Consider the following 4,660-nt stretch of genomic DNA (forward strand, 5'->3'; position numbering starts at 1 on the left):
CCGTGATGTCGATGAGGGTTACAGCGGCCAATGACTTGCCGCCTTTCAGTCTCGTGGTTCGACAGGCTTACCAAGAGGGCTACAGGAAGTCAGACCCGGTCCAAACGCGTCCTGTCGCAAGAGATGGCGACCTCCCAAGAAGATCCAAAAACACCGAAAATTTCGCCGGAACGCGGATTCACAAAAATTGACGTTTACGCAAACGTCAATTTTTGCTAATCCCCGTTCGACAAGCGGTTCCCCGTCGCATACCGTCTGGCCGGAACCGGTTTACATTTGCTGGAGGAAAAGCAATGCCGATATTCCGGGCGCCGGTCCAAGACACGCTTTTTGTGCTGAATGATGTGCTCGGCTACGAGCGCTACAGCAATCTTGCCGGCTTCTCCGACGCCAGCCCCGACGTTCTCGAAGCGATCCTCGCCGAGGGCGCCAAGCTCGCCGAAAACGTCATGCATCCGCTCAACCGCGTCGGCGACATGGAGGGCTGCGTCCGCGACGACGACGGCTCTGTCACCACACCGAAGGGCTTCAAGGAAGCGTTCGACCAGTATCGCGAAGGCGGATGGATGGGGTTGGCCGTGCCTGCCGAACACGGTGGCCAGGGCTTGCCCTACACGGTTCACTCGGCGGTGGGCGAATACATGTCGGCGGCCAACATGGCGCTGATGATGTATCCCGGCCTGACCCAGGGTGCGATCGCCGCAGTGCTTGTCCACGGCACCGACGAGCAGAAGGCGACCTGGCTGCCCAGAATGGTCGAGGGCGCGTGGACCGGCACCATGAACCTGACCGAGCCGCATTGCGGCACGGACCTCGGCCTGCTGCGCTCGAAGGCCGTGCCGAACGGCGACGGCTCCTACAAGATTTCTGGCCAGAAGATTTTCATCTCGGCCGGCGAACACGACATGTCGGACAACATCATCCATCTGGTGCTGGCCCGCATCGAGGGCGCGCCGGAAGGGGTGAAGGGCATTTCGCTGTTCATCGTGCCAAAATTCAATCTCGACGCCTCGGGCAATCCCGGCACGCGCAATGCGGTTTCGTGTGGCTCGATCGAAGAGAAGATGGGCATCCACGGCAACTCGACCTGCGTCATGAACTATGACGAGGCCGAGGGCTTCTTGCTCGGCGAGGCCAATGGCGGCCTGAAGGCGATGTTCACGATGATGAACGAGGCCCGGCTCGGCGTCGGCCTGCAGGGCCTGGCGGTCTCCGAGGTCGCCTACCAGAATGCCGTCGCCTATGCCAAGGACCGCATCCAGGGCCGTTCGCTGACCGGTCCGAAGGCGCCCGACAAGAAGGCCGATCCGATCATCGTCCACCCCGACATCCGCCGCGCGCTGATGACCATGAAGGCCTTCAACGAGGCCGGCCGTGCGCTGGTGCTGTGGACTGCGATCAATTCCGACGTCGCTCACCGCTCCGAGGACGCYGGCGAACGCCAGTCGGCGGACGACCACATGGGCCTGATGACGCCGGTGGTGAAGGGCGTGTTGACCGACAAGGGCTTCGAGCATGCCGTGATGGCCCAGCAGGTGTTCGGCGGCCACGGCTACATCGAAGAGCACGGCATGAGCCAGTTCGTGCGCGATGCCCGCATCGCCATGATCTATGAGGGCGCCAATGGCGTGCAGGCGCTCGATCTCGTCGGCCGCAAGCTCGGCCTCAATGGCGGCCGCGCCGTCCAGGCATTCTTCAAGGAAGTCGGCGAGTTCTGCGAAGCCAATCGTGGCGACGAACAGATGGCGGCTTACACCAAGTCGCTGAAAAAGGGCCTCAACGACCTGCAGGCGGCGACCATGTGGCTGGTGCAGAACGGCATGGCCAATCCGGACAATGCCGGTGCTGCCTCGACCGACTATATGCACCTCTTCGGCCTGGTGGCGCTCGGCTACATGTGGGGCCGGATGGCCAAGTCGGCGCAGGACAAGCTTGCGACCGGCGCCAATGGCTCGGCGGAGTTCTACGAGACCAAGCTTGTGACCGGCCGCTATTTCATGGAACGCGTGATGCCCGAGACCTCGGCGCATCTGGCGCGCCTGTCGACCGGCTCGGCGACGATGATGGCGCTTGCCGCGGAGGCGTTCTGAGCCCGAGGAGGTTGATTTGGCGCTTGGCACCCCCCTCTGCCCTGCCGGGCATCTCCCCCTCAAGGGGGGAGATTGGCTGTCATCACGGCTTGCGCCAATCGGCAAAGTTGCAGGGCGGGCGCGGTGGCTGAAGCTGCCAATCTCCCCCCTTGAGGGGGAGATGCCCGGCAGGGCAGAGGGGGGTGACCGGGTGTTGTCTTTGGGAGGAAGTGCATGATCAACCCAGCCGAAGTCCTTTCATTGCCCAAACCCGCCTGGGCGGCGGACGACGTGGCGATGCTCTATGACATGGCGCACCGCTTCATGTCGGAGGAAATCCTGCCGCACTACGAGGCGTTCGAGAAGAACGAGATGGTCGACCGTGCGAGCTGGGAGAAAGCCGGTGCCGCCGGCCTGCTCTGCGCCTCGATGCCCGAGGAATATGGCGGCTCGGGCGGCACATTCGCCCATGAGAGCGCGATCATCGAGGCGATCGGCCATGTCGGCGTCGACGGCTTCGGCATCGCCCTGCACAATTCGATCGTTGCCCCATACATTCTCCATTACGGCTCGGAAGAGCAGAAGAAGAAGTGGCTGCCGAAGATGGCGACCGGCGAGCTGATCGGCGCCATCGCCATGACCGAGCCGGGTGCCGGCTCCGACCTGCAGGGCGTCAAGACGCGCGCCGAAAAAGATGGCAACCAGTACTGCATCAACGGCTCCAAGACTTTCATCACCAATGGCCAGTTGGCGAACCTGATCATCGTGGTGACCAAGACCGATCCGTCCAAGGGCGCCAAGGGCACCTCTCTGATCGTGGTCGAGACCGACGAGGTCGAGGGTTTCGAGCGCGGCCGCAACCTCGACAAGATCGGGCTGAAGGCCAACGACACCTCCGAGCTGTTCTTCAACGACGTGCGCGTGCCGACCTCCAACCTGCTAGGACAGGAAGAGGGCCAGGGTTTCGTCCAGCTGATGCAGCAGCTGCCGCAGGAGCGACTGCAGATCGGTACTGGCGCGATCGCCATGATCGAGCGCGCGTTGGCCGTGACCATCGACTACGTTAGGGAGCGCAAGGCTTTCGGCAAGGCGGTTCTGGATTTCCAGAACACCCAGTTCAAGCTGGCCGAGCTCAAGACCGAGGCGACCATCGGGCGGGTCTTTTACAATGACTGTGTTGCCCGTCATATTTCTGGCGGGCTAGATCCGGTAACTGCTTCGATGGCCAAGTATTGGCTGTCGGACCTGCAGTGCAAGATCGTCGACGAATGCCTGCAATTGTTTGGCGGCTATGGCTATATGAATGAATACCCGATCGCCCGCATGTACCGCGACGCGCGCGTGCAGCGCATCTATGGCGGCACCAACGAGATCATGAAGTTGCTGATCGCCCGCTCGCTCTGAGCCGCCGATCTGGAAACCCAAGGAGCAGAAAAATGGCTGACGCTTTTGTCTATGACGCCGTGCGCACGCCGCGCGGACGCGGCAAGAAGGACGGATCGCTGCACGAAGTRCCGGCGGTGCGCCTTGGCGCCAAGGTGCTGGAGGCGCTGCGCGACCGCAACGGGCTCGATACCGCCGAGGTCGACGACATCATCTTCGGCTGCGTCGATCCTGTCGGCGAAGCAGGTTCGGTGATCCCGCGTTCGGCCGCCTTCGAGGCCGGCTACGACAACAAGGCGCCGGGCATGCAGATCTCGCGCTTTTGCGCCTCGGGTCTCGACGCCATCAACTTTGGTGCGGCCAAGATCGCGCAAGGTGCCGACGAGATCGTCATTGCCGGCGGCGTAGAATCGATGTCGCGCGTCGGCATGGGCATGTCGGGCGGCGCCTGGTTCATGGACCCTTCGGTCGGCATGCCGGCCTGGTTCATGCCACAGGGCGTGTCGGCCGACCTGATCGCCACCAAATACGGCTTCTCGCGCGACGACGTCGACGGCTATGCGGTCGAAAGCCAGAAGCGCGCCGCCAAGGCTTGGGAGAAGGGCTACTTCAAGAAGTCGGTGGTGCCGGTCAGGGATCAGAACGGGCTGACCATCCTCGACCATGACGAGCACATGCGCCCGACAACCGACATGCAGTCGCTCGGCCAGCTCAATCCGGCTTTTGTCATTCCCGGCGAGATGGGCGGCTTCGACGCGGTCGCCGTGCAGCGCTATCCCGAACTCGAAGAGATCAACCACGTCCACCATGCCGGCAACTCTTCGGGCATCGTCGATGGCGCTGCCGCCGTGCTGCTCGGCTCCAAGAAGGCCGGCAAGACGCTGGGCCTCAAGCCGCGCGCGCGCATCCGCGCCTTCTCCAACATCGGTTCCGAGCCGGCAATCATGCTGACCGGTCCGGTCGACGTCACCGAGAAGCTTTTGAAGCGCGCCAAGATGAAGCTGTCGGATATCGACCTGTTTGAGCTCAACGAGGCCTTCGCCTCGGTGGTGCTGCGCTACATGCAGGCTTTCGAGATCCCGCACGACAAGATCAACGTCAATGGCGGCGCCATTGCCATGGGCCACCCGCTGGGTGCGACCGGCGCGATGATCTTCGGCACCGTGCTTGACGAACTGGAACGCCGCGATCTCAACACTGCCCTTGTG

Annotated in this window: 3 protein-coding genes; all 3 read left to right on the plus strand. The window is 62.8% G+C overall.

What is annotated here, in order from left to right:
* The first annotated feature begins 293 nt into the window (after nt 1-293).
* A complete protein-coding gene (locus tag AC1DUU_RS23660) occupies nt 294-2,090 on the plus strand; it encodes an acyl-CoA dehydrogenase (RefSeq protein WP_476785823.1) in 1,797 nt (598 codons plus the stop codon).
* A 213-nt stretch (nt 2,091-2,303) separates the two neighbouring features.
* Nucleotides 2,304-3,473, plus strand: coding sequence for an acyl-CoA dehydrogenase family protein (locus AC1DUU_RS23665; protein ID WP_476785824.1), 1,170 nt, complete (start codon nt 2,304-2,306; stop codon nt 3,471-3,473).
* A 32-nt stretch (nt 3,474-3,505) separates the two neighbouring features.
* The coding region (locus tag AC1DUU_RS23670; RefSeq protein WP_476785825.1) for an acetyl-CoA C-acetyltransferase at nt 3,506-4,660 on the plus strand (1,155 nt) is incomplete at its 3' end.

The sequence above is a fragment of the Aminobacter sp. P4_H6_2 genome (assembly GCF_056400805.1).

Excerpts from the sequence above, each read along its gene's own strand:
- AC1DUU_RS23665 (WP_476785824.1), top strand. The coding sequence starts at position 2,304 with ATGATCAACCCAGCCGAAGTCCTTTCATTGCCCAAACCCGCCTGGGCG.